General features: G+C 72.9%; 26 protein-coding genes. 8 read left to right on the forward strand and 18 right to left on the reverse strand.

Annotation, left to right across the window (positions count from 1 at the left end; translation table 11 throughout):
* The first annotated feature begins 223 nt into the window (after positions 1-223).
* The 5 genes from ACWDAS_RS07080 to ACWDAS_RS07100 all read left to right on the forward strand — a co-directional run bounded on the left by ACWDAS_RS07080 (position 224) and on the right by ACWDAS_RS07100 (position 5328).
* Complete coding sequence (locus tag ACWDAS_RS07080; protein WP_450387813.1) at positions 224-1114, forward strand: sigma-70 family RNA polymerase sigma factor; 891 nt, start codon at positions 224-226, stop codon at positions 1112-1114.
* 34 nt (positions 1115-1148) lie between these two features.
* Positions 1149-1778 carry an alpha-ketoglutarate-dependent dioxygenase AlkB gene (locus ACWDAS_RS07085; RefSeq protein WP_450387814.1) on the forward strand — a complete coding sequence of 210 codons (630 nt, stop codon included), beginning with the start codon at positions 1149-1151 and terminating at the stop codon, positions 1776-1778.
* Positions 1779-1893: 115 nt separating this feature from the next.
* Entirely contained in the window at positions 1894-2832 is a 939-nt protein-coding gene (locus ACWDAS_RS07090) for a serine hydrolase (RefSeq protein WP_450387815.1), read from the forward strand.
* Between the two features lie 389 nt (positions 2833-3221).
* Positions 3222-4310: a S1 family peptidase gene (locus ACWDAS_RS07095; RefSeq protein WP_450387816.1), complete on the forward strand. Its 1089-nt coding sequence runs from the start codon at positions 3222-3224 to the stop codon at positions 4308-4310.
* A gap of 502 nt (positions 4311-4812) precedes the next feature.
* Entirely contained in the window at positions 4813-5328 is a 516-nt protein-coding gene (locus ACWDAS_RS07100; RefSeq protein WP_450387817.1) for an FBP domain-containing protein, read from the forward strand.
* A 198-nt stretch (positions 5329-5526) separates the two neighbouring features.
* Here the strand turns inward: ACWDAS_RS07100 and ACWDAS_RS07105 are convergent, their stop codons facing one another.
* Entirely contained in the window at positions 5527-5742 is a 216-nt protein-coding gene (locus ACWDAS_RS07105) for a DUF6296 family protein (protein ID WP_450387818.1), read from the reverse strand.
* A 143-nt stretch (positions 5743-5885) separates the two neighbouring features.
* Between ACWDAS_RS07105 and ACWDAS_RS07110 the strand changes: the two genes are divergently transcribed.
* Both ACWDAS_RS07110 and ACWDAS_RS07115 read left to right on the forward strand, forming a co-directional pair.
* The gene (locus ACWDAS_RS07110) at positions 5886-6299 is read left to right on the forward strand and encodes a RidA family protein (RefSeq protein WP_450387929.1); all 414 of its coding nucleotides are present in this window, start codon (positions 5886-5888) and stop codon (positions 6297-6299) included.
* The gene (locus tag ACWDAS_RS07115; protein ID WP_450387819.1) at positions 6296-7000 is read left to right on the forward strand and encodes a 4'-phosphopantetheinyl transferase family protein; all 705 of its coding nucleotides are present in this window, start codon (positions 6296-6298) and stop codon (positions 6998-7000) included. Before ACWDAS_RS07110 ends, ACWDAS_RS07115 begins: the two co-directional genes overlap by 4 nt.
* A 13-nt stretch (positions 7001-7013) precedes the next feature.
* Here the strand turns inward: ACWDAS_RS07115 and ACWDAS_RS07120 are convergent, their stop codons facing one another.
* Both ACWDAS_RS07120 and ACWDAS_RS07125 read right to left on the reverse strand, forming a co-directional pair.
* Complete coding sequence (locus tag ACWDAS_RS07120) at positions 7014-7910, reverse strand: LysR family transcriptional regulator (RefSeq protein WP_450387820.1); 897 nt, start codon at positions 7908-7910, stop codon at positions 7014-7016.
* Positions 7911-8021: 111 nt separating this feature from the next.
* Positions 8022-9065, reverse strand: coding sequence for a LuxR C-terminal-related transcriptional regulator (locus tag ACWDAS_RS07125; protein WP_450387821.1), 1044 nt, complete (start codon positions 9063-9065; stop codon positions 8022-8024).
* 153 nt (positions 9066-9218) lie between these two features.
* On the opposite strand from ACWDAS_RS07125, the gene ACWDAS_RS07130 reads away from it, so the two are divergent.
* Positions 9219-9419, forward strand: coding sequence for a hypothetical protein (locus tag ACWDAS_RS07130; RefSeq protein ID WP_450387822.1), 201 nt, complete (start codon positions 9219-9221; stop codon positions 9417-9419).
* A 136-nt stretch (positions 9420-9555) separates the two neighbouring features.
* Here the strand turns inward: ACWDAS_RS07130 and ACWDAS_RS07135 are convergent, their stop codons facing one another.
* The 15 genes from ACWDAS_RS07135 to ACWDAS_RS07205 all read right to left on the reverse strand — a co-directional run bounded on the left by ACWDAS_RS07135 (position 9556) and on the right by ACWDAS_RS07205 (position 23938).
* Complete coding sequence (locus tag ACWDAS_RS07135; RefSeq protein WP_450387823.1) at positions 9556-10551, reverse strand: TauD/TfdA family dioxygenase; 996 nt, start codon at positions 10549-10551, stop codon at positions 9556-9558.
* A gap of 4 nt (positions 10552-10555) precedes the next feature.
* A complete protein-coding gene (locus ACWDAS_RS07140; RefSeq protein WP_450387824.1) occupies positions 10556-11659 on the reverse strand; it encodes an amino acid kinase family protein in 1104 nt (367 codons plus the stop codon).
* On the reverse strand, positions 11656-12714 hold the full coding sequence (locus tag ACWDAS_RS07145) for an aspartate-semialdehyde dehydrogenase (protein ID WP_450387825.1): 1059 nt from the start codon (positions 12712-12714) through the stop codon (positions 11656-11658). The genes ACWDAS_RS07140 and ACWDAS_RS07145 overlap by 4 nt, the downstream gene beginning before the upstream one ends.
* A complete protein-coding gene (locus ACWDAS_RS07150) occupies positions 12711-13691 on the reverse strand; it encodes a DMT family transporter (RefSeq protein ID WP_450387826.1) in 981 nt (326 codons plus the stop codon). Before ACWDAS_RS07150 ends, ACWDAS_RS07145 begins: the two co-directional genes overlap by 4 nt.
* Positions 13692-13725: 34 nt before the next feature.
* A complete protein-coding gene (locus ACWDAS_RS07155; RefSeq protein WP_450387827.1) occupies positions 13726-14649 on the reverse strand; it encodes a transporter substrate-binding domain-containing protein in 924 nt (307 codons plus the stop codon).
* Positions 14646-15944 (reverse strand): methylaspartate mutase, encoded by a 1299-nt coding sequence (locus ACWDAS_RS07160; protein WP_450387828.1) that lies wholly within the window; start codon positions 15942-15944, stop codon positions 14646-14648. Before ACWDAS_RS07160 ends, ACWDAS_RS07155 begins: the two co-directional genes overlap by 4 nt.
* Positions 15944-16453, reverse strand: a complete 510-nt coding sequence (locus ACWDAS_RS07165) for a cobalamin B12-binding domain-containing protein (RefSeq protein ID WP_450387930.1) — start codon at positions 16451-16453, stop codon at positions 15944-15946. Before ACWDAS_RS07165 ends, ACWDAS_RS07160 begins: the two co-directional genes overlap by 1 nt.
* A gap of 68 nt (positions 16454-16521) precedes the next feature.
* Positions 16522-17511: a LuxR C-terminal-related transcriptional regulator gene (locus ACWDAS_RS07170; RefSeq protein WP_450387829.1), complete on the reverse strand. Its 990-nt coding sequence runs from the start codon at positions 17509-17511 to the stop codon at positions 16522-16524.
* A gap of 27 nt (positions 17512-17538) precedes the next feature.
* Positions 17539-18912, reverse strand: coding sequence for an acetyl-CoA carboxylase biotin carboxylase subunit (accC, locus tag ACWDAS_RS07175; RefSeq protein WP_450387830.1), 1374 nt, complete (start codon positions 18910-18912; stop codon positions 17539-17541).
* Positions 18913-18924: 12 nt separating this feature from the next.
* Entirely contained in the window at positions 18925-19458 is a 534-nt protein-coding gene (locus ACWDAS_RS07180; RefSeq protein WP_450387831.1) for an acetyl-CoA carboxylase biotin carboxyl carrier protein, read from the reverse strand.
* Positions 19442-21154 carry an acetyl-CoA carboxylase carboxyltransferase subunit alpha gene (locus ACWDAS_RS07185; RefSeq protein ID WP_450387832.1) on the reverse strand — a complete coding sequence of 571 codons (1713 nt, stop codon included), beginning with the start codon at positions 21152-21154 and terminating at the stop codon, positions 19442-19444. The genes ACWDAS_RS07180 and ACWDAS_RS07185 overlap by 17 nt, the downstream gene beginning before the upstream one ends.
* Before the next feature lie 17 nt (positions 21155-21171).
* Positions 21172-21636, reverse strand: coding sequence for a DUF4188 domain-containing protein (locus ACWDAS_RS07190; protein ID WP_450387833.1), 465 nt, complete (start codon positions 21634-21636; stop codon positions 21172-21174).
* Between the two features lie 67 nt (positions 21637-21703).
* Positions 21704-23116 (reverse strand): aldehyde dehydrogenase family protein, encoded by a 1413-nt coding sequence (locus ACWDAS_RS07195; protein ID WP_450387834.1) that lies wholly within the window; start codon positions 23114-23116, stop codon positions 21704-21706.
* On the reverse strand, positions 23113-23535 hold the full coding sequence (locus tag ACWDAS_RS07200) for a hypothetical protein (protein WP_450387835.1): 423 nt from the start codon (positions 23533-23535) through the stop codon (positions 23113-23115). Before ACWDAS_RS07200 ends, ACWDAS_RS07195 begins: the two co-directional genes overlap by 4 nt.
* Positions 23528-23938 carry an acyl carrier protein gene (locus ACWDAS_RS07205; protein ID WP_450387836.1) on the reverse strand — a complete coding sequence of 137 codons (411 nt, stop codon included), beginning with the start codon at positions 23936-23938 and terminating at the stop codon, positions 23528-23530. The genes ACWDAS_RS07200 and ACWDAS_RS07205 overlap by 8 nt, the downstream gene beginning before the upstream one ends.
* Between the last annotated feature and the right edge of the window lies 1 nt (position 23939).

Raw genomic sequence — 23939 nt, forward strand, 5'->3', positions numbered from 1 at the left:
TCCGCCTGCCCTTCCCGTCCCGGCGGGCGGGCGCCGATCAGGCGGGGCGCCAGATCCAGGCGCTGCTGGACAGCGCGCGGCGCGCACCGCGGACGGCTCTCCGCCGGCTGGTGACCCGGGCCGCCGGGGGGATCCCCTCCGGTCTCCGCGGCGCTTGTCTGTCACATTGGGCGGATCCGGTTCGTCAGTGCGCCGAGGGAAGAGCGACGAGGGAATGGGGCCGATGGACGACAAGGAGTTCCTGGCGGAGCGCTTCGAGGAGAACCGGGCGCATCTGCGGGCGGTGGCGTACCGGATGCTGGGGTCGCTGACCGAGGCGGACGACGCCGTGCAGGAGGCGTGGCTGCGGCTGAACCGGACCGGGGCGGACGGGATCCAGAACCTGGGCGGGTGGCTGACGACCGTGGTGGGGCGGGTCTGCCTGGACATGCTGCGCTCGCGGACCTCGCGGGGCGAGGCGTCGCTGGACGACGTACGGGTGCCCGATCCGGTGGTGAGCCGGGAGGACGCGGCCGCCGATCCCGAGCACGCGGCGCTGCTGGCCGACTCGGTGGGACTGGCGCTGCTGGTGGTGCTGGAGACGCTGTCGCCCGCGGAGCGGCTGGCCTTCGTGCTGCACGACATGTTCGCGGTGCCGTTCGAGGAGATCGCCCCGATGGTCGGGCGCACGCCCACGGCGGCGCGGCAGCTGGCCAGCCGGGCACGGCGCCGGGTGCAGGGTTCCGCGCCGGTGCCGGACGCCGATCTCAACCGTCAACGGGAGGTCGTCGGGGCCTTCCTGGCGGCTTCGCGCGAGGGCGACTTCGAGGGCCTGGTGGCGCTGCTGCACCCCGACGTCGTGCTGCGCGCGGACACGGGCGCCGGCTTCCCGGGTGCCGCGCGGGAGGTGCGCGGTGCGCACGCGGTGGCGAGCCAGGCGTTCCGGTTCCGGAGCGGGGCGAAGTTCGCGCTGCCGGCGCTGGTCAACGGGGCTCCGGGGACGGTCAGCGCACCGGAGGGCCGGCCGAAGTCGGTCATGGGCTTCACCATCGTGGACGGTCTGATCGTCGAGATCGACATCCTGGCCGATCCGGAGCGGCTGAGCAGGCTCGACCTGGCCGCGTTCAGTGAATAGCTCACCTGTTCGATTGAGGGGCTACCCTGGGGCCATGACCGCACCGCTCCAGGGCTCGCTCTTCGATCAGACCGACCAGCCGCGGCTCGGTCCGCTGGACGGCGTCCGGCGGACCGCGCTCGGCAGCGGGGCGTGGCTCGACCTGCTGCCCGGGTGGCTTCAGGGCGCCGACGCCCTGTTCGAGGAGCTGGCGGGATCGGTCCCGTGGCGGGCCGAGCGGCGGCAGATGTACGAGCGGGAGGTCGACGTGCCCCGCCTGCTCTCCTTCTACGGGGAGGGCGACCCGCTGCCGCACCCGGTCCTCGACGAGGCCCGGGTCGCGCTCGACGCCCACTACGCGGAGGAGCTCGGCGAGCCCTTCGTCACCGCGGGGCTCTGCTTCTACCGCGACGGGCGGGACAGCGTCGCCTGGCACGGGGACCGCACGGGGCGGTCGGCCACGCAGGACACGATGGTCGCGATCCTGTCCGTCGGCGACCCGCGCGACCTCGCGCTCCGGCCGCGCGGCGGCGGCGCGGCCTCGATGCGGCTGCCGCTCGGGCACGGCGATCTCGTGGTGATGGGCGGCTCGTGCCAGCGGACGTGGGAGCACGCGGTCCCGAAGAGCACCCGTGCCGTGGGACCGAGGATCAGCGTGCAGTTCCGCACGCGCGGCGTCCGCTGAGACCCGGTGCACCGATCCGCCGTCCCCGTACAACCTTTCTCCCGCATTGGTGAGTCAACACCGGCAGGGGCACCGGAGTGGGGACTCCGGAGACCGGTGACATCGGGGAGGGGCCATGGGGCGGGAACGGATGGCGCGGCGTACGGGGCGCGCGGTGGCAGCCGCGGTCGTCGCGGGTGTGGTCGTGCCGACTGCTGTGGTGGGCACGGGCGCGGGGAGCGCGGCGGCCGCGGCGCCGGCGGTGACGTGCACATCGGGCAAGGCCGGGCTGGCGGCGAAGCTGCAGGGCGACATCACCGCCGCGCTGCGCGGGAGGACGTCGACGGTGGCCCTGTCGCTGCGGGACCGCGGGACGAACACCGTGTGCACGCTGCGGCCGGACCAGAGGTTCGACTCGGCGAGCGCGGTCAAGGTGACGGTGCTGGCCACCCTGCTGTGGGACAACAAGAAGCACAACCGCTATCTGACCTCGCGTGAGGTCAAGCTGGCCACGGCGATGATCACCAAGTCGGACAACGACGCGACGACGCAGTTGTGGCGGCAGCTCGGGGTGACCAAGGTCAAGGGCTTCCTCAAGGCCGCCAAGATGACCAACACCGTGCCGGGGAGCAACGGTTACTGGGGCCTCACGCAGATCACGGCGAGGGACGAGCAGAAGCTGCTGGACCTGGTCACGGCGAAGAACTCGGTGCTGAGCGACAACTCGCGGGCGTACATCCTGAAGCTGATGAACAAGGTGATCGCCTCGCAGCGCTGGGGCACTCCCGCGGGCGCGCCGCGCACCGCGACGGTGCACGTGAAGAACGGCTGGCTGCCGCGCGCCACCCACGGCTGGCGGGTGCACAGCCTCGGCGCGTTCACGGGCCCGGGCCACGACTACTCGATCACGGTGCTGACGCAGGACAACCGGACCATGAGCACCGGGGTCGCCACGATCGAGGCGGTCGCCCGCGCGATCCACAAGGACCTCAACCCGGCCACGGCGGCGTCGCAGACCTATACGACGACCCGCACGCCCGACGAGGCGATACCCGCGCTGCCTCCGGGGGCGTAGCGGAACGGGGTTGACGGGCGGTCGGGTACGGACGGCGACCGGGCCCCGCCGGAGCACCTGGTGCCGCCCGGACCGCGCGCGCCCGCTTTCAGGGGGCGGTTACCGGACAGGTGTAGTCCTCGCGAAGCGTGCCCGACCCGTCGCACAGCGCGCCGGGAGCCCTCCCGCGGAGCGGAATGAAAGGTTCTACCGAGGGAATCGGGATGTCTTGTGAGACGGCTGTGGAGACCGGAATCCCGCCTTGCCGGTCACGGAACGGCCTCGGAATACTCGTCGGCGTTGCTTGGCGTGGACACGCATTCTTTTCGGGATGTGCCGCCAGAGACCGCAAATTCCTCCGGGTAAGCCGCAGTTGAGCTGACCCATCCCCCCACTTGGAGGTACCGGACTTGAAGCATCGTCGAATATCCAGGCGGAAGGCCGTGCTCGCGGGCAGCGGGGCGACGGCCGCGCTGGCCGCGCTGATCGTGCTCCCGCACGCCAACGCCGCACCGAGCCCGGCCCCCGCGCCAAAGGCCCTGACGCCCGCCGCCGCGGTGACGCTGGCCTCGCACCTCACCTCGGTCCTCGGCGCCGAGGACACCGCGGGGTCGTACTACGACGCGAAGACCGACCGGCTCGTCGTCAACGTGCTCAACAGCGCGGCCGCGGGCACCGTCCGCGCGGCGGGCGCCGTGCCGAAGACGGTCGGCAACACCATGGCCGAACTCCGCGCCGCCACCGACACCCTGGGCGAGCAGGCCCGCATCCCCGGCACGGCCTGGGCCGTCGACCCGCGGACCAACCAGGTCGTGGTGACGGCCGACGCGACCGTGTCGGCGGCCGAGATGAACCGCCTGGACAAGGCGGTGGACGGCCTGGGCGCCGGCACCGCCCGGATCCAGAAGTCGAAGGGTGAGTTCAAGCCCTTCATCGCCGGCGGCGACGCCGTCTTCGGCTCCGGCGCCCGCTGTTCGCTCGGCTTCAACGTCGTCAAGGACGGGCAGCCGTACTTCCTCACCGCGGGCCACTGCGGTGTGGACATCAAGCGCTGGTCGGACACCTCCGGCGGCCGGGAGATCGGCTCCGTCGAGGCCGCGACCTTCCCCGGCCACGACTACGCGCTGGTGAAGTACACCGACACCGGTGTCGACCACCCCAGCGCGGTCGACCTCTACAACGGCTCGACGCAGGAGATCACGTCGGCGGCCACGCCGACCGTCGGCCAGGCGGTACAGCGCAGCGGCAGCACCACCCAGGTCCACGACGGCACGGTCACCGGGCTCAACGCGACCGTCAACTACCAGGAGGGCTCGGTCTCCGGGCTGATCCAGACCGATGTCTGCGCCGAGCCCGGCGACAGCGGTGGCGCCCTCTTCGCCGGCAGCACCGCCCTCGGCCTGACCTCCGGCGGCAGCGGTGACTGCAGCAGCGGCGGAGAGACGTTCTTCCAGCCGGTGACGGACGCATTGCAGGTGTACGGCGCCGAGATCGGCTGATCTCCCCCGTCCGTACGGCGACACGGCGACACGGCGGCGCCGGACGCCCCTCCCCGGGACCGGGAGGGGGTCCGGCGCCGCCGCCGCGCTCCGGGGCGGTGCGCTCCTGGCGGGCGAGGGCGAGCAGCCCTCCGTCGGCGTAGCGCATCCGTGCCATGAGTTCGGCGCGCTCCCCGCGGGTGAGGGGGCACCCATCGGGAGCGGGCCCGGGCGCTCCGGGGCCGGCGGGGCCGGTGCCGCCCAGCCCGAACACGGCCGCACCGGTGCGGGGGCGCTCGTCCACGGGAGCCGGGAAGTGCGCGCCGAGGATGCGGACGGGGACCCGCTCCCCCGTCCGCGCGGCCAGGTCGTCGCGCATGGCGGCGGCGTACCGGTCGATGCGCCGGGTGCGGTCGTCCGCGGTCCGCGCGGCGCCGGCGATCGCCACGGACACGGCCCGGTCCCGTCCGCGGCGGGGAAACCCGCGCGACAACGAGGGGTACCGCTGTTAGCTTCCGGAACCATGAACCCGCTCACCGAGACCGAGATCCGCGCGTCCTTCGTGAACTGCTCCAAGGGCGAGGCCCGCCGGATCAACCTCCCCCGCGATCTCGCCGACGAGCCGTGGGCGGACCTCGACTTCCTCGGCTGGCGGGATCCGGGCGCCCCCGACCGCGGCTACCTGGTCGCCGAGCGGGACGGGCGGCCGGTGGGCCTGACCCTGCGCGTGCCGTCCTCGGCCCGCAGAAGCCTGCTGCGCACGAGCCTGTGCTCGATCTGCCTGACCTCGCACGCGGGCTCCGGGGTGGACCTGCTCACCGCGCCCAAGGTCGGCCCGGCCGGCCGGCAGGGCAACACCGTGGGCACCTACATCTGCGCCGACCTCGCCTGCTCGCTGTACGTACGCGGCCGGAAGACCTCCGCGCTCGTCCGGCGGATGGAGGAGACCCTCACGCCCGAGGAGCGGATCGAGCGCCTCCGCGGCAACCTCGCGGCGTACCTGGAGAAGGTCTTCGACGGGGCGGGGACCCCGGCCTGAGCGGCTCCCGGCCGGCGACGGCGAAACCGGTCGCGACTGTGCGCGCCCGCCGGGTCGCGGACGGCGACGGCCACCCGGCACGACCAAGAGCCGCCCGGCGCCCCTGGGCGCTGTGCGGGCCGCCGTCCTGCCGGACGGCGATCCCGCGGGCGCGGCTCGTCCCGGAACAGGCCCGTTCCGGGAGCGGCGGCGGGACGGTCAGTGCGGTGTCGCGCGCGAGGGGACGTCGGGGCGCTGATGCCCGCCCGTCGCGAGCATGCGGACTTCTCCGCGGTCGCTGATCTCCGCCTGGACGATGCCGGTGTCGTCGCTGTAGACGGGGTGCCCCCCGGCACCCTTGCGCTCGGTGCGCTTGACGACCACGGTGTCGCCCGAGACGGGGAAGGTCAGATCGTAGGTTTCGGCATGACTCATGAGGGGAACCTCCTGTCTCCGCTCATATGACGATTTATGCCCAGAGAATCCACGGCCAATGACACCGGTCATGACGTCCGCTGTGGCGCCGGATCGACCCCGTGGGAGAGCATGGAGCGGTGTCGATCATCAAGGGGGAACGCATGGCGCACCTCACCCACATCGCCGCCCCGGAGGGCGTCGTCGCGGGCAACGGCTACAGCCACGTCGTATGGGGCGAGGGCCGCTTCGTGGCCGTCTCGGGCCAGATCGCCGTGGACGCCGACGGCGAGGTCGTCGGCCCAGGCGACCCGGCGGCCCAGGCGCGCCAGGTCTTCGCCAACCTCGACCGCTGTCTGGCCTCGGCCGGGGCGGGCTGGGGCGATGTCGTCAAGCTGACCTTCTTCGTCACCGACGTCGGCTTCCTTCCCGCGGTGCGCGAGGCGCGCGACGCGTACGTCGACACCGAGCGGCCCCCGGCGAGCTCGGCGGTACAGGTGGCCGCCTTGATCCGGCCCGAACTGCTGCTGGAGGTCGAGGCGTTCGCGATGGTCCCGGACCGGGCGGACCGGCCGTGACCCTGGTCCCCGAGCCGTTCACCGTCGCGACGGCGACGGCGCGGCTCAACGCGCCGGGGCCCGGCGAGCCGCCTCGGCTGTGCCTGGTGGACACGGCGGCGAACGCGGCCGCCGCCGTCCACCTGGCGCCCGGGCTGCTGGACCGGGAGGAGCGCGAGCGGGCGTCGGCCTTCCACTTCGACCGCGACCGCACGAGCTACATCACCGCGCACGTGGCGCTGCGGCTGCTGCTGGCCGCCTATCTGGGGACCCGGCCCGGCGCCGTTCCGCTGACGCGGGAGACCTGCCCGGCGTGCGGCGGTCCGCACGGGCGCCCGGCGGTCGAGGGCGGCGCGCCGCACTTCTCGCTCTCGCACTCCCGGGAGCTGACGCTGCTGGCCTTCGCCGCGACCCCGGTGGGGGTGGACGTGGAGGCGCTGCCCGGCGAGGCGACCGTCGAGGGCGTGTGGCAGTCGCTGCACCCGGCGGAGGTGGACGAGCTCGGCGCGCTGCCGCCGGTGGAGCGCGGCCCGGCCTTCGCACGGGCGTGGGCGCGCAAGGAGGCGTACCTGAAGGGGCTGGGGACGGGCCTGGCCCGGGACCCGTCCGAGGACTACGTGGGATCCGGCCCCGCCCCGGCGCCGGGCCCGGACGGCTGGCGGCTCTCCGACGTCGCGGTGGGCGAGACCCACCGGGCCGCCGTCGCCGTGCGCCTGCCCTGAGCCGGCGGCCGGCCTACCGCGCGTACTCCTCGGCGAGGAAGCGCATGGTCTGATCGACGAAGACCCGCATCTCCCGGGAGAGGTTCTTGCCGCGCCGCCAGGCGATCTGGGTGTGGACCTCGAAGGGCACCGGCCACGCGAGGGCGACCAGGGTGCCGGCCTCCAGGGCGTCGGCGACGGTGGCCGTCGGCAGCAGGCTGATGCCGAGCCCGGCGGCGACGCCGCGCTTGATGGACTCGATCGTGCCGAACTCCAGGAAGGGCAGCGACTCGCCCGTGCCGTCGTTGAGTTCGGCCTCGAACAGCTCGCGGTAGGCGCAGCCGGCCTCGGCGGAGATCACCTGGACCTGCCGCAGGTCGTCGGTCGTGATCTTGTGCGCCCGGGTGAGCGGGTGATCGGGGGCGGCGACCACCGTGAGCGGCTCGGAGCCGAGCACCTCGGTCTGCACGCCGGGGTGCTGGGTCTCGGCCTCCATCAGGAAGCCCATGTCGAACATGCCCTGACGCAGCGCGTGGCAGGTCTCGGCGCACAGACTGGGCCGCAGGACGATGTGCAGGGCCGGGTAGCGGTGGTGGAAGAACTCCAGCAACGGGGGCATCCGGTAGGAGGTGATGCTCTCCATCGAGCCGATCGTCAGCACCCCGGACGGCTCCTCGGAACCCAGGGTCGCGCCGCGCGCCTCCCCCGCGAGGGAGAGCATCTGCTCGGCGTACGGCAGCAGCCGCTGGCCGGCCTCGGTGAGCTGGATGCGGCCCCCGAGACGGTCGAAGAGGTCGACACCGAGCGACATCTCCAGGCCCTTGATCTGGGCCGTGACGCTGGATTGCGCGTACTTCAGTTCCGTCGCCGCCCGGGTGAAGCTGAGCAGCGTCGCCACCTTGTGGAACGTCGCCAGCTGCCGAATGTCCATTGACCCCTCCCGTGGTTCGGCTCACGCCGGATCAATACTCCCTCCACAGGAAATCAAGTCGCCGGCGGCGGACGCCAGAACTCCGGGTTGTCTGATCGAGGACAACGGCCGTCAGCATTCGGACACATCGTGTCCCGCGGGATCGGGCGGAACGTTATCACCGTCGGGGATCAATCCTTGACGGCCGATCAGTAAGCCCGCCTGGAAACGGCTGGTGGCACCGAGTTCCTCCATTATCACGGATATGTGGCGGCGGCATGTACGGGTCGCCATCCCGAGGCGGCGGGCGATCACCTCGTCCTTCAATCCCATGGCCATGAGCCGCAGAATCGACAGCCGCAGATCCTCGGTGACCTGCTGGTATTCCGCGGTCCGGCCGACGTCGAAGGGCTGACTGCCCTGCCATATGGACTCGAAAGAACGGCAGAGATAGGCGACGAGCGTGGGATCGGAGACAATCGCCGCACCGGGCGGCTCCTTTCCCTTCCGTTCCTTGGGAATGAACGCCAGTCTGCGGTCGTAGATGATCAGCCGCTCGGAGAGCTCCTCCGCGGTGCGGACCTCCGCGCCGCCCTCGCAGATCTGGCGCACATAGGTGCGGGTGGCGAGGCTGGTGCGGGCGGTGTGCTGATAGAGCGTCCGGATGCGGATTCCGCGGCGCCGCATCTCCAGGGTCTGCACCAGGTCCTGCTCGAGCAATTCGGCGCTGCGGCCGCCGCCGGGCTGCAGGCTCATCCGTTCCTCGGTGCAGCGGCGGCGGGCCAGGTCGATCTCCCTGCGCACTTCCTCGAAGTCGTCCAGCACCCTGATCGGCACGTCGTCGGGGGTGGCCCGGTCGCTCGTGCGGTAGACGGCGGACAGGGCGCGCAACTGGCGGTGGATGCCGGCGATCTCCTGCCGGCGCTGGGCGATGGACAGCTCCAGCGGTGTCACCAGTTCCGCTTCCGCGACGTCCGGATCGAGCGCGACGACGGCCCGGCCGGAGCCGATGCGGCCGAGCAGCCGCAGCTCCTCCAGGGTCTTGCGGGCCTCGGCGATCAGGTCGACGTCGACGCCCAGTTCGGCGGCGATCATGTCATCCCTGAAGGCACCGGCCCGTAAAGCGCATTCGTATGCATCCACAGCAACGTCGTCCAACAGGCGATGCTCGTCCACCGATCACCCACCCCATGCCCGTTTTGCCGCTATCCACTTGTGGCCGCTCCATCATAGGACACTTCCGGTGGCTCGAACTCGATCTCCAGAACTGCCACCTTGTTCTTGCACCCACAAAGGGTGCGTCCGACAAGCGATGTGGGGGGATCCACGATGGTGAACACTCGTCATTTACTTGCCCGGGGCTTCTCGGTGATCGTCCTGGCGGCCGGAGTTCTTTACTCCGCCGCCCCGGGGGTCCCGGTCGTTTCCGGCGGCAACGCGCCGCGGAACATCACGCTGGCAGATGACAAGTGGGACGTGGTTCCGATGGGTGGCGGCGGCACGCATTCCGCCGCCGGCCACCACGCCTGATTCGTTTCACGGAATTGGTTGAAGGAGAAATCATGTCGTCGAATGAACCCATGACCGCATCCTCGGGCCGGGAAGGGGAATCCGGCACTTTGCACTGGCCGCGGCGGCCCCGCTAGCCGCCGGCGGGGACCCGGGCTCAGAAGTGCACGCGGCGGTCACCGGGGGTCACCCTGTACCTGATGTCCCACAGGTTGCGCCGTACGTACGTGCGCTGGAGCCAGCGGTCCCGGCCGTCGTAGCGGGCGGCGAACGGCGACCGCGCGTGCACGCCCTTGCGGTTGTTGACCAGCAGGGCCGTGCCCGGCTCCAGCCGTACGGCGTGCGCCGTCGCGCGGCAGGCCTCCTGCAGCCGTTCGAAGGCCGCGGCCGCGCCCCGGGTCAGGGGGCGCACGCCGTTGGCCGAGACGGCGATCTCGGGGAAGTCCGGGGCGCCGCTGATGATCGGCACCGGATCCGACAGGACTTCCGCACCGCCCGCGGCACTGCGGGTGTAGCTGCCCGGCGCGTTGAGCCGGAAGAGCGGACTGCGCAGCGTCTCCAGCGCCTCGTCGGCCAGCTGCCCGCAGATGTCGCGGGCGTCGGCGTAGTAGGTGGCCGCCGTCCCGGAGGGGTCGCCGCGCAGGCAGTTGAGGACCAGGAAGTCCGGGTTGGCGATGTCCCAGCGCCCGATGGCGTCGTGGGTGATGTCGCTGTGGAAGTTGAGGAAGACGGCCGAGCCCTGGTTGGTCTGGGTGCTCTCGCCGCCGGGGACGGGGACGACGTCGTGGATCAGCCGCCCCTCCTTCTCGGTGAGCACGCCGACGGGCTCGCCCAGCAGCCCGGACAGGCCCAGGAGCACGCCCTCGGCCACGAAACCGCGCTTGCCGGGACTGGGCCTGCCGTCCACCGGGGTGGGCGGCAGGTCCCGGTCGACGGGCAGATTCCGCACCAGGACGACGCCCGGGGTGTCGATGTGCCGCCCGAAGTCCAGCACCTGCTGCAGCGCCGCGGGGGGCAGCGCCGCGAAGATCCGGTGGTAGCGGGTCATGGCCCGGTCGATGTCCGGGGCCGGGTCGGGCAGCGGCGCGAGTTCCGCGCCGATGGTGTCCCTTACCGCGTCGGGCAGTTCCAGCTCGGCGAAGGTGTCCTTCACGGGCTCACACTCCTACAAGGCGGTCGTCGGGGTCGTGGGCCGCGGCCGGGAAGTCCATCCGGTCGTGCAGCCGCTGCGCGAGGTGGAGGGCGTCCTCGCCGCTCTCGGCGATGTGGGTGGTGACCTTGCTGCCGCGCACCTCGGCGACCGGCACCCCGACGTACCGGCCCGGGGTGACGCCCTGCCGCAGCTGGACGGCCTCCAGGTCGACGTAGCCGCCGACGACCGCCACCCAGGGCTCCTGGGTGAGCCGCACGGTGTCGATGCCGGCGACGTGGAAGGCGTTGTGCGCGGCGTCGGCGTGGGCGTCGTCGGGGAAGCCCAGTACCGCCGAGCGCTGGTTGAGGACGACGGCGGACATCTGGTTGCCGACCGCGCTGATCCGCGTGCCCGAGGAGTACGGGACCCGGTTGTAGCGCAGCACGATCTCGATGCGGTGCCGCAGCGCGAGCTGGACGGCACGGCGGTGCAGCACCTTCGCCCCGTACAGCGACATCAGGGCGGCCATGTTGTACGAGACCTGCGGCAGCATGCGGGCGCCGGTGACCAGGTGCGGGTCGCAGGTGTAGATGCCGTCGACGTCGGAGTGGATCTCGCAGATGTGGCTCTCCACGGCGCGGGCGACGGCCAGCGCGGACAGGTCGGAGCTGTTCTTGCCCAGCCAGGTCGGCCGGCCCTGGCCGTCCACGGCCTGGCCGCCGGGGACGACCACGACCTCGTACTGCGCCAGCGCCTTCTTCAGCGGGCCGGGATCGGTGCTGACCACCCGGGCCCACAGGAAGGAGGAGTTGGTGACCAGCCCCACCTGGTGCCCGGCGAGCACGGTGGCGCTGCGGCCCGCCTGGTGCAGGGCGCTGGCCAGCAGATGGGCGCTGACCAGATCGCCGGTGGCGAGCATGCCGGCCGCGGTGGCGTCCTCGGGGCGCAGGTTGACCTCGTGCAGGCGTCCGCGCAGCCCCTCCGTCTCGCCCTGCATCGCGCTGACCACGACGGCCAGCGGCCGGCCCTCGCGCCGTATGCGGGCGTCCAGCCCGGCGGCCAGGTCGTGGTAGGCGGCCGGGGTGCGGAAGGTGGAGCCGCCGAACTTCAGTACCGCCGGGGCCTTCACCGCGCACCTCCGCCCAGGTAGCCGCGGGTCAGCAGGTACTCGGCGATCTGGATGGCGTTCAGGGCCGCGCCGACCCGCAGGTTGTCGGAGACCAGCCACATCCACAGGCCCCGGGGGTTGTGCGGGGCGACCCGGATCCGCCCGATGTGGACGTGGTCGGGGTGCCCGGCGGTGAGCGGGGTGGGGAAGCCGCCGGGCTGCCCCCGGTCGTGGACGGTGACCTCGGGCAGCGCGGCCAGCAGCGCGAGGAGTTCCTCGCGGTCCACCGGTGCGCCCGCCTCGACCCACACCGTCTCGGAGTGGGAGTTGACCACCGGTACCCGTACGCAGGTGGCGGTGAGGTCCAGGTGCGGGAGTCCGAGGATCTTGCGGGACTCCTGGAGCATCTTCTGCTCCTCCAGGGTGAAGCCGGTCTCCAGCAGCCGGTCGATGAAGGGGACGACGTTGAAGGCGAGGGCGGGCCGGAAGCGCTCGGAGGGCAGGTCGGCGTCCGGGTCGCGCAGGGCGACCTCGCTGCCCTCCAGCAGTTCCTCGATGCCCTGGTGGCCCTGCCCCGACGCGGCCTGGTACGTGCTGACCACCACCTGCCGGATCCCCCAGCGCCGCTGCACCGGCTGGAGCGCGCGGACCAGCGGGATGGTCGAGCAGTTGGGGTTGGCGACGATCCCGCTGACCGGGCGGCGGTCCAGTTCGGCGGCGTTGACCTGCGGCACCACGAGCGGGGTGTCCGGGTCCATGCGGAAGGCGTTGGTGTTGTCCACGACCAGTGCGCCCTGCGCGACGGCGGACTTCACCCACTTGTCGCTGACGGAGGTGCCGGCCGAGAAGAAGGCGATGTCGGCCCGGCCGAAGTCGAAGTCCTCCAGGGCGAAGACCTCGCACGCTCGGCCGTCGACCGCCACGTGGCGGCCCGCGCTGCGCGCCGAGGCCACCAGGTGCATCTCGCGGTAGCGCAGCCCCCGTTCCTCGATCAGCTCGATGAGGGTGCTGCCCACGGCCCCCGTCGCGCCGACGATGGCGATGCGCGGGGCCGCGGGATCGGTAACGAGGGTCATCGGGGTTCTCCGATCTGGACGAGCCCGGCTGCGGGTGCCGTGGCTTCTTCTGCGGTGTCACTGCTCACGGCGGGGCGGCGGCCCCTCGGCAGCAGCGGCCAGCCGAGGTTGACGCCGAGTCCGGCCGCGGCGATCAGGGGCACTCCGAGCGCCTGCAGCGGCCCGATGCGGTGTCCGTACACGGTCAGGTCCACCAGGACCGCGACGGCCGGGTAGACGAAGGACAGCACCGCGATGCGGTCGGTGGACAGCTTGCGGTACGAGGAGTAGAGCAGGACGTACATCAGGCAGGTGTGGATCACGCCGAGGCCCACCAGCCAGCCCCAGCGCGCGCCGAGCCCCGCGGTCTCGCCGAGCCGGGCGAACGGCAGCAGCAGCGGGATGCCCACCAGGACCTGGATGAGCGCGGTCAACTGCGGGGGGACGGTGGTGAGCCGCTTGGCGATCACGGTGGCGAAGGCGTACAGGAGGGCGGCCAGCAGGGCCTCGGCGACGCCCAGCGGATACCCGCCCCCGCCGGTGCCGGCGTCCGGAAGCCCGGCGACGAGCAGCACTCCGGCGAAGGCCAGCACGATCCAGCCGGCGCGGTGCCGGTCGAGCCGTTCCCCGAACAGCGCGACGCCCAGCAGCACGACGTAGAACGGCTGGGTGTGGTAGACGACGGTCGCCACCGAGATCGAGGTGCGGCCGTACGCGTCGAACAGCAGCGTCCAGTTGAGGACGATGCACACCCCGCCGAGCGCGGCGAGCGCGAGGGTCCGGCGGGTCAGCCCGGTGTTCCTCAGGTGGCCGCGGAGCAGGCAGTACGCGGCCAGCGCCACCGCCCCGAAGACGCAGCGGAAGAGGACCACGGTGGAGGAGGAGACCCCGGACTCCAGGACGAAGACGCCCAGGGTGCCGGACAGCCCCATGGCCGCGGTGAGTTCGAGGGCGCCTCTGCGCTCCCGGGCTGCGGGTGGTGTGGCGTCGCTGGTCATACGCCTCTCGGCTCCTTCCGCGGCGGACGACGGGTCAGTGCAGGGGGACGGCGTAGTGCAGCCCTCCCCTGGTCCACAGTTCGTTGGGGCCGCGCGGCACGTCGAGACCGGAGGCGGTGCCCAGGTTGCGCTCGTACACATCGGCGTAGGTCCCGACGGCGGCCAGGACGCGGGCGGCCCACCGCTCGTCGAGGCCGACCGCCGGGCCGTGCGGGCCCGCCTGCGCGGCGGCCCGCGCGGCGCCCTCGTGCTCGGCGGCGGGCAGCAGCTGCAGCACCCAGCGGACCAGCCGGAACCAGTGGGGATCGGCGTCGCGGACGGCGGCCGCCATCGGCTCGCGGGAGATCGAGACCGGCAGGATGCGGTGCGCGGCGGGGTCGGGCAGCCCGGCGCGGGCGCCGGCGAGGGCGATGCGGTCCAGGACGTACGCGGCGCAGTCGCCGGAGGCGTACGCGGCCAGGGCCTGCGCCGGGTCGTGGAAGCCGACGGGCACGGTGGCCAGCCCGCGCGGGCCGTACCAGGCGGCCAGGTTGACCGGGGTCGTGCAGCCGGTGTGGACGGCCAGCCGCCGGCCCGCGAGCCCGGCCGGGTCGTCGACGCCGTCGGCGGTACGGACGAGGAAGCCCTCGCCGTCGTAGGCGGTGATCCCGGCGAAGAGCACGGGGTGGGCGGCCTCCCGGCCCAGGGTCCAGGTCAGGTTGCACACCGTCAGGTCGGCCTCGTCCGCTGCGAGTACGGAGAGCCGGTCGGCGGGCCGCACCGGGCGCCAGTCGACCGCCTCGGGGTCGTGGAGGGCCGCGGCGGCCACGGCGCGGGCGACGTCGGTGTCGAGCCCCGTCCAGCGGCCGTCGCCGGTGCGCAGGGAGAGCCCGCGGATGCCCTGGGAGACGGCGGCGCGGACGGCTCCCCGGGCGCGGACGGCCTCCAGGGTGCCGCGCGTGCGCACGGGGGCGGTCATGAGGTGTTCCCGGAGCGGGCGCCGACGGCGCCGGTGAGTTCCTCGCGGTCGAAGCGGCGCTCGTTGAAGGAGAGCATCTCGCTCAGACCGCGGGCGGTGACCGGGGCGGCGGGCGCTGTCGGGTCGCCCGCCTCCCCGGCGGTCACCGGCATGGCGCCGGCCTCGGTCCAGCGGAGCATGCCGTGCGGGTCGATGGCGGCGCGGGAGCGGTTGGCGTTGTCCGCGTGCAGGCAGTACGGCACGTCGAGGACGCCGCTGGCGAAGGCCGCGACGAGGGCGGCGCCGACCGTGCTCCCCAGCTCCAGGGTCGCGTCGACGAGCGTCCTGGCCTCCTCGTACAGGCCGGTGGCGGTGGGCCGGGGCCCTCCGGCGGGGCCGGTGACCGACTCGGCCACCGCGTGCGCGAACTCCAGGGCCGCCACGTTCTCCTCGACGGTCGGGATGCGGCGGGACTCGGCGGGGGTCTTGACCACCAGCCGCTCGGCGCCGCCGCGCACGGCGAGCCGGACGCTGTGCTCCAGCAGCCGGTAGGAGCCGACGGGGGTGCGCGGGAAGACGCCCATGAAGGTGTAGAGCGCGATGTGCCGGTCGGTGCCGGCCAGCCGCTCGGCGGCCAGCCGGCGCAGCGCGGCCAGGGCCTCCAGGTCCTGGCCGGGGTGGACCTGCTGGGCGTAGCTGAGCGAGATGCCGGTCAGCCCGTGCTCGCGGAAGAACATCCCCTCCAGCACGCTGAGCGCCACCAGCAGCGACGGCGGGCACAGCTGGCCGAGCATGCAGCCGCCGAAGGTCTCCAGGTGCGGGGGCACGGGCCGGCCGGCGAGGAACTCGCAGCCGGCCCGCCACTCGCGCACCGCCTCGGCGAGCGGGGTGCGGCTGTAGGGCAGGCAGTACGAGACCGGGCCGCCCTCGGTGGCGTCGACACCGGCCTCGGCCAGGGCGCGGAACAGCCGCAGGGGCAGAGCGGTGCCGTGCCGCAGCTGGACCGGGAAGTCCGGTGCCGCCACCTCGTCCAGCAGCTCCCGCACGACGGCGGGCCCGTGGGCGAGCAGCGGGAAGCCGTTGAGGTCGGCGGCGCGGTCGCGCAGGGCGCGGCGGGCGGCGGCGTAGTCGTGGCAGCGGGTGTAGCTGTCGAGGGTGATGGTGCCGACGGCGGTGGCGCGGGCCTCGCGCACCGCGCGCAGCCCGTCCCGCATCCGGTCGAGTTCGCCGAAGCCCATGCGGGGCTGGACGACCAGGCGCCCGGCCTCGCGGGCCCGGTGGACGAACGCGGAGAAGCGGTCGGCGCTGCGCGGCATCAGGCCACCTCCGCCGGGTCGGGCCGGGTGCCCAACGCGCGCAAATAGGCGCCGAAGCGCGCCAGCGCGCCGCCGTGGGTGTCGTCGGCGTCGTCGAAGACGGCGTCGTAGCCGGCGGCGGTCAGGCGGGCGGTGAAGCGGGCGTTGTCCCGTCCGTGGACGCCGAGCTTGCCGCCGATCACGACGGGCAGGGCGGCGAGTGCGGGGTCGGCGCGCAGGGCGCGGACCAGGCGCAGCCCGTCGAGATGTCCGTGCCCGTTGACGGTGCCGATGACCAGCAGATCCGGGCGCAGCGCGCGGCAGGCGCCGGCGATCTCCGCGTCGGGGGTCAGGCTGCCGAGGTTGGACACCTCGTGACCGTGCTCCTCCAGCAGCAGCTGCAGGAACACCAGATTCCACAGGTGCGCGTCGGAGGACACACCGGAAACAATGATCCGCCTCCGGGAGGCGGCAGCCATGCCAGTCATTGATTCCCTCGGTAGGAAAATAGAGTGGGCCGGGGAAATCATCCGCGGCACGCCGCCGGAGGGTCCAGCGGGGCCGGGTGGAAATACCCGAACGTCGCGATCAGGAATTTCTATCCCGCACTGCCCGGATCGTCCCCGTTCCCGAACAGGTCCAGCCGGGCTGCGGCCACGCCCAGTTGGAAGCGGGTCTCCACACCGAGCTTCTCGCACATCCCGGACAGGTAGCGGCGGAGCGTCCGGGTGGAGATACCCAGCCGCCGGGAAATGAATTCATCCGACCTGCCGAGTTCCAGCTGGCGCAAAATGGCCACCTCGACGTCCTCGAAGACATCGCCGTCGAAATCACCGCCGCCGACCGGTTTCGCGTGCTCCCAGATGTGGTCGAATATCACTTCCAGAAAGGAGACCACGGTCGGGTCGCGGAAGAGCGCGGCGCCGCCGCCCTTTCCGGTGGACACCAGCGCGACGACGCCGTCCAGCAGGATCATCCGGCCGGGGATGACCGCCGCGGTGCGCAACTGGGCGCCCAGGTCGCCCAGCAGCGTCATGTGCTGCAGCGCCTCCCGCTGCCGGCGCGCGGTGTGCGGCACCACGGTCCGGTAGCGCACACCGCGGTCGAGCAGGTCGCGGTCCAGGTCCAGGGCGGCTCGCAGGGTCTGCGGGCCGCCGAGGGTGGGGTGGGCGGTGAGCACGCTGTGCCGGACCTGCGTCGACAGGTCGGCGAGCCGGTGCCGTACGGCGTCGCCGTCGGTGAGCAGTTCGGTGGTGGTGCCCGCCAGCCGCTGCCGCTGGTGGGCCTCGTACAGGGTGCCGAGCGGGCCCAGGTCGCGCCGGGTGGTGTCGATCTGCCGCAGCAGCTGGTGCACCTGGACGTTCAGGGAGGCGGTGAGCTCAGCCGCGGCCAGGCCGGGCGAGACGACCTCGTAGCGGCACGGACCGTCCGGGTGCAGCAGGCGGTGCGTCATCAGCCGCTTGACCGACTCGTCGAACTCGTCCGAAAGCAGACCGAGTTCGGAGGCGCACCGGTCGGCGTCCGGCGACACCTGCAGCAGGTGCCGGTAGACGCCGATGTCCTGGGGGGTGAGGTCATGGTCCGACACGGCGGTCCCCTCGGCTGTTCGTGGTGCTCACAGGGCGAAGTGGCGCTCCAGGAAGTCGGTGGCCACGTCGCCCCGGCGGAACTCGGGGTGGCCGAGGATCTCCTGGTGCATGGGGATCGTGGTGTGCACGCCGGGCCCGGTGACGTCGAACTCCGACAGCGCGCGCAGGGTGCGCTCGATGCAGCTGCCGCGGTCCGGGCCCCAGACGATCAGCTTGCCGATCATGGAGTCGTAGTACGGGCTGACCCGCGAGCCGGCGACGTAGTCGGTGTCGACGCGGACCCACGGGCCGCCGGGGACGCGATAGGTCTCCAGCAGCCCCGGGGTGGGCGCGAAGGCACGCGCGGGGTCCTCGGCGTTGATCCGGCACTCGATGGCGTGGCCGCGGATCTCCACGTCCTCCTGCTTGACCGACAGCGGGCTGCCGGAGGCCACCCGCAGCTGCTCGCCGACCAGGTCGACGCCGGTGACCAGTTCGGTGACCGGGTGCTCCACCTGGATGCGGGCGTTCATCTCCATGAACCAGAAGGCGTCCTGCGGGACGGCCTCGTCCCCGTCGCCCGCCTCCAGCAGGAACTCCACCGTGCCCGCGCCCCGGTAGCCCACCGCCCGCGCGCCCGCCAGGGCGGCCGCGCCCAGCCGCTCCCGCAGCCGCGGGGGGACACCGGGCGAGGGGGACTCCTCGATGAGCTTCTGGTGGCGGCGCTGCACCGAGCAGTCGCGCTCGCCCAGGTGCACGGCGCCGTCGAAGTCGTCGCAGACGACCTGGATCTCGATGTGCCGGGTCTTCTCCAGGTAGCGCTCCATGTAGACGGCGCTGTTCTTGAAGACGGCCTGGGCGCTCGCCCGGGTGGCGGTGTAGGCGTCCTTCAGGTCCTGCGGGCGCCGTACGACCGTGATGCCGCGGCCTCCCCCGCCCGCCGCAGCCTTGATGATGACCGGGTAGCCGATCTCCGCGGCGATCGCCTCCGCGGCCTCCACCGAGTCGACGGGCTCGACGGTGCCGGGCAGCAGCGGCAGTCCCGCCTCGGTCATCAGCCGGCGGGCGGTGGCCTTGTCGCCGACGTTCTCCATCACGTCCGGTGGCGGGCCGATGAAGGTGATGCCGTCGTCGGCGCAGATCTCGGCGAAGTACGGGTCCTCGGAGAGGAATCCGTAGCCGGGATGGATCGCCTGGGCGCCGGTCTTGACGGCGGCGCCGATGATGTTGGGGATGTTGAGGTAGCTGCGGGCGGGCGCACCGGGGCCGATGTGCACGGCCTCGTCCGCGGCCTTGACGAACTGCGCGTCGGCGTCGGGGGTGGAGTACACCGCCACCGTGCGTACGCCCAGGTCCCGGCAGGAGCGGATGATCCGCAGCGCGATCTCCCCGCGGTTGGCGACGAGCACCTTGTCGAACACGGCTGAGCCCTCTCAGTCGACGGGGACGAGGTCGATCAGCGGCTGGGCGTACTCGACGACCTCGCCGTCCTGGACGTGGATCGCGTGGACCCGGCCCCGGGTCTCGGCCGTGATCGAGTTGAGCAGCTTCATCGCCTCGATGATCGCCAGCTGGCGGCCGGGCTCGACGATGTCGCCGACCTGCACGAAGGGTTCTGCGCCGGGCGAGGAGGCCCGGTAGTACGTGCCGACCAGGGGCGCGGTGACGCGGACCAGGCCGGCCGGCGGGACGTCCGCGTCCGCGGCGGCCGGTACGGCGGGCCGGGCGGCCGCGGCGGCGGGCGCCGCTGCCGCGACCGGGGCTGCTGCCGCGACGGGGGTCGTCTCCCACTCCACGTCCACGCTGATCCCGCCGGCCCGCAGGGTGATCCGCCTCAGGGTGCCGGGCAGTTCGCCGGCGAGGAGCCGGGTCTGCGCCCGCAGCTCCTCCACGGTCATCCCGCCGTCGGCCGGCCCTCCTGCCGTCTCGCCGGCCGTCTCGGTGGTCGCCTCAGTGCTCGTGCTCATCACGCTTCTCCCAGTCCACTACCGGCTGACGTTCGGGGTGCCCGAAGCGGTCGAACCTGTCCCTGCGCGCCTCGACGAGCCGGACCCCCGGCAGGTCGAGCAGCGGGGCCAGGGTCCGGACCAGGGCCGTCTTGACATTGAGCGCGGTGGGGTACGGCGCGGTGTGCGCGCCGTCCGGCGGCTCGGGCACGATGGCGTCCACCACGCCGAGGCGCAGCAGGTCCGAGGCGGTCAGCCGGAGCGCGTCGGCGGCCCGGCCGGCCTGCTCGGCGGTGCCGAACAGGATGGTCGAGCAGCCCTCCGGGCTGATCACCGAGTAGTACGCGTTCTGCAGCATCAGCACCGCGTTGGCGACCCCGAGGGCGAGCGCCCCACCACTGCCGCCCTCTCCGGTGACGACGGAGACCACGGGCACGCGGACCCGGGAGAGTTCGAGGATGCACTCGGCGATCGCCAGGCTCTGGCCGCGCTCCTCAGCGCCGATGCCGGGGAAGGCTCCCGGGGTGTCGATGAAGGTGACGATCGGCAGGCCGAAACGGTCCGCCAGGCGCATCAGCCGCAGCGCCTTGCGGTAGCCCTCGGGGTTCGGCATCCCGAAGTTGCTGCGCACCAGCTCGGCGGTGTCGTGGCCCTTCTGGTGGCCGAGGACGACCACGCTCTGTCCGCCGAGCCGGGCGATGCCGCCGGTCAGCGCCTGGTCGTCGGCGAAGGCCCGGTCGCCGTGCAGACCGACGAAGTCGTCGAAGACGTAGCCGATGTACTCCCGCGTGGTGGGCCGCTGGATGTTGCGGGCCAGTGCCACGATGTCACGCGTGCCGCGGACGGCCGGGACGGGCGCGGTGAGCGGCTCGGCGCCCGCGGGGTACGGGAGTTCGGGCACCGAGGGGCCGAGCAGGGTCAGCAGCCGGGACAGGTGCTCGCGCTGGTTCTCCCGCGGCACGACCGCGTCGATCATGCCGTGCTCCAGCAGGAACTCCGCGCTCTGGAAGCCGGGGGGCAGCTCCTCGCGGATGGTGTTGCGGATGACCTGCGGCCCGGCGAAGCCGATCAGGCTGCCCGGCTCGGCGAGGATGACGTCGCCGAGCATGGCGAAGGAGGCGCTGGCGCCGCCGAAGGTCGGGTCGGTGTTGAGGTTGATCACCGGCAGGGCCGCCTCGCGCATCGCGGCGATCCACTGCGAGGTCTTGGCCATCTGCATCAGGGAGAGCGCGCCCTCCTGCATGCGGGCCCCGCCGGAGGCGGCGATCAGCAGCAGCGGCAGCCGCCCGGCGAGCGCCCGGCGGGCCGCGGCGGCGATGGCCTCGCCGACCACCGAGCCCATGCTGCCGCCCATGAACGTGAAGTCGAGGACGGCGGCCACCAGCGGCCGGCCCTCGATCGTCAGATGCCCGGCGAGCACGGCGTCGTTGCGGCCGGTCCTGGCCTGGGCGTCGCGCAGCCGGTCCGGATAGGGCTTGCTGTCGGTGAAGCCGAGCAGGTCGCGCGGCCGGTGGTCGTCGGGGAACGGACGGAAGCTGCCCGGGTCGGCGAGCTGCTCGATCCGGGTGTGCGGCGGTATGCGGAAGTGGAACTGGCACTCGGGGCAGACCTTGCGGTTGCGGTCCAGCCGCTTGCCGTAGATGAAGGCGCCGCACGCCCCGCACATGCGCCACTGGACGTCCTGGCCGGCCCGTACCGGCCCCTGCTGCTGTGTCACGGCGGTGTCCTCCTCCCCTATCCGCGGTCCGGGGCCTGCGCGAGCGGCCGCTGCGGCCGGGCGGCGGTGGCCTTGGCGATGCCGAACGGCGGCATGTTGCGGTAGACGGTGTGCATCCGGGCGGGGTCGACGACGTAGGCCTCGTGGTAGATGCCGACGGCGCCGTTGTCGCCGATCGTGCGGTTGAAGCGGGCCCAGGCGGGGCGGTGGGCGGCCTCGGTGTTGCGCGAGTACGCCATCAGCTCGTCCATGCTGCGCCAGTACTGCAGGACGATCACGGTGCGGTTGAGCCAGGTGCGCGACCCCAGGAAGCCGTGCTCCTTCTGCTTGTTGAGCTCGAAGAGCATCGGGAACATGGCGAGGAAGGACGGCAGCCAGCGGTGCACCTTCCAGAAGCTGTTGATCCTCATCCCGATGAGGAAGAGGACCGTGCCCTCGGGCGGGTCCGCCACCTGGGGTATGGTCTCGACCTTGCCTGCCACGGGGCACTCCTCTCGGATCTGCTCGGCTCGCTGCGGCCGCGGCTGCGGCTGCGGCTCGGGGGGGGGTTCAGAACGGGTAGGTGCGCGCCGGCGCGCTGCTGGTGAGCGTGTGCCAGCGGGTGAAGGCCTCCAGGCTCGCCCGGCCGCCGAACCCGAAGGCGTTGCCCGAGGCGCCGACGCCGCCGAAGGGCAGCCGGGGGTCGTGGTTCACGGTCTGGTCGCCGACGTGGACGACGCCGCAGCGGATCCGGCGGGCCAGCGCGCGGCCGCGTCCGGCGTCGGCGGTGTAGACGGCGGCCGTCAGCCCGTGGTCGGAGGCGTTCGCCAGGGCCACCGCCTCGCCGTCGTCGGCGAAGGCGGTGACGGTGGCGACCGGTCCGAAGACCTCGGTGTGGAAGATGTCCATCTGCGGGGTGACGTCGGCCAGTACGGTCGGCGGGAAGTACGGCCCCCGCGCGCGGCCGCCGGTGACCAGCCGGGCGCCCTGGGCGACGGCGTTCTCCACGGCGGCGGCGATCGCGGTGAGCTGCCGGTGGTCGATGACCGGGCCGATCTGCGCGTCCTCGCGGTACGGGTCGCCGATCCGCAGCGCCGCGGCGTGCCGGGCGAGCGCGTCGGTGTACTCCCCGGCCACGTCGCGCTGGACGAGGTGGCGCCGGGCGGCCATGCAGATCTGCCCCTGGTGCAGGAAGGAGCCCCAGGAGCCGGCGGAGGCGGCCTGTTCGAGGTCGGCATCCGGGAGGACGACGAAGGCGTTCTGCCCGCCGAGTTCGAGGACCACCCGCTTCAGCAGGCGGCCGCAGGTCGCGCCGATCTCACGGCCGGCCTCCGTGGAGCCGGTGAACGACACCATGGCCACGTCCGGGGCCTGGACGAGAGCCCGGCCAGCCTCGGCGTCGCCGTGCACCACCTCCAGCACGCCCTCCGGCAGCCCCGCGTCGGCCAGGACCCCGGCCGGAACCCTGCCGCCGGAGAGCGGGGTGTGCGGATCGGGCTTGAGCAGCACGGTGTTGCCGAGGGCGAGGGCGGGGGCGACCGAGCGCAGGGCGAGCAGCAGCGGGAAGTTCCAGGGGACGATCACGCCGACGACGCCCAGCGGCACGCGGCGCACCTCGGTCTCCCGGGTGGGGTCGGAGCCCGGGCCGTGCGGATTCCGCGGCGCTCCGGCCAGTTCGGCCGCGTGCCGTAACTCGCCCGCGCCCGCGTGGACTTCGTAGAAGGCCTTGCCGGGGATCGCGCCGCCCTCGCGGACCAGCAGGTCCTGGGTCTCCTGGGCGCGCTCCACGAGCAGGTCGGCGGCGCGGTCCAGGACCGCGGCCCGGTCGCCGGCCGGCAGCGCCGCCCAGCCGGGTGCGGCGGCGGCCGCCCGGCGGGCGGCCGAGGCCACGGCGCCGGCAGTGGCGAGCGGAACGCTGCCCAGCTCCTCGCCCGTGATGATCTCGCGGCTGATCAGCAGCCCGGTCTCGGTCGCTGTGCTCACCTGCGTACCTCGGTCTCGTCGTCGTGGGGTCCGGCGGGGCGCTCGCGGCGGGTCAGCACGGCGAAGGCGGTGACCCGGCCGGCGTCGGCGGTGACGGTCACGTGGACGTCGCCGCTGAGCACGGTGTCGGCGAAGCGCGCCACCTCGCCCTTGAACAGCAGGGTGTAGGGCCCGCCGTCCGGGCCCCGTACGTCGATGTCGCCCCAGCGGCCGCCCACCCGGGGCGGCGCGGCCAGGGCGCGCAGCGCGGCCTGGCGCAACGACCAGCCGACCGCCGACGCCCGGCCGGCCGGCAGCCGCAGCGCCTCGGGGCCGTGCCAGGCCACCAGCCGCTCGAAGGAGCCGACGTGGACGTCGCAACTGCCCACCCGGACCACGGTCCCGCCCGCCGCGGACGCCTCCGCGTTCCGCTCAGGCATGGACCGGCCGCCCTTCGGCGAGCATGTGCTCCACCATCGCGACGAGATTTCCGACGGTCAGCCGCTCCAGCATCCGGTCGAGGGTGAGTTTCCCGGTCCAGAACTCCGGGTCGAGCTGCGGCATGACGGTGCCCAGCCTTTCCAGTCCGCGCCGGCTGATGATTCCGTTCGCGTCGCAGAATTCCTCGTCCGGGACCTCGCCCTGCAGATAGCGGCCGCAGCGCTCGACGGACAGGACCACCGGGACGCAGCATTCGATCCGGAAGAACACGTCCAGCAGGTCGAGCGATTCCAGGCCGAGATCGGAGGCGAAGGCGAGCTCGGGATGGTATTTCTCCGGGTCGATTCCCATCGCCTCGACGACGACGGACCGCACCAACTCCTCGACGTCATAGCGAGGCATG

The sequence above is a fragment of the Streptomyces sp. NPDC001070 genome (assembly GCF_053598835.1).